At 63.6% G+C, this 824-nt stretch carries 1 protein-coding gene; it reads right to left on the bottom strand.

From position 1 onward, the window contains the following. On the bottom strand, positions 1-824 hold an 824-nt coding region (locus WBR68_RS31385), incomplete at both ends, for a malic enzyme-like NAD(P)-binding protein (protein ID WP_304505243.1).

The following is an 824-nucleotide window of genomic DNA, read 5'->3' as shown; positions in this document are numbered from 1 at the left end:
ACCGCCGCCATTTCCATTTCGCGCGTGATGGTGGTGGCGCCCACGTCCAGCGCACCCCGGAAGATGTACGGGAAGCACAGCACGTTGTTGACCTGGTTCGGGTAGTCGGACCGGCCCGTGGCCATGACCACGTCGTCGCGCACCGAATGGGCCACTTCCGGCAGGATTTCGGGCGTGGGGTTGGCTAGCGCCAGGATCAGCGGGCGCGGCCCCATGGTGGCAACCATTTCCGGCTTGAGCACGCCGCCGGCCGACAGGCCCAGGAACACGTCGGCGTTCTGGATCACCTCGGCCAGCTTGCGGGCATCCGTCTTCTGCGCAAAGCGCGCCTTGTCCGGGTCCATCAATTCGGTACGGCCTTCATAGACCACGCCTTCGATGTCGGTGACCCAGATGTTTTCCAGGGGCAGGCCCAGGTCCACCATCAGGTCCAGGCACGCCAGGGCGGCAGCGCCGGCGCCAGAGGTCACCACCTTGACCGTCTTGATGTCCTTGCCCACGACCTTCAAGCCGTTGATGAACGCGGCCGACACGGTAATGGCGGTGCCGTGCTGGTCGTCGTGGAAGACCGGAATCTTCATGCGTTCACGCAGCTTGCGTTCCACGGTGAAGCATTCCGGCGCCTTGATGTCTTCCAGGTTGATGCCGCCGAAGGTGGCTTCAAGACCCGCGATGATTTCCACCAGCTTGTCGGGGTCGGTTTCGTTGATTTCGATGTCGAAGACATCCAGGCCGGCAAACTTCTTGAACAGCACCGCCTTGCCTTCCATGACCGGCTTGGAGGCCAGCGCGCCGATATTGCCCAGGCCCAGCACCGCCGTGCC

This window comes from Achromobacter sp. JD-1, from assembly GCF_038594925.1.
GTDB classification, from domain to species: domain Bacteria; phylum Pseudomonadota; class Gammaproteobacteria; order Burkholderiales; family Burkholderiaceae_B; genus Achromobacter; species Achromobacter spanius_C.
This window is presented reverse-complemented; position numbering and strand designations above follow the sequence as displayed.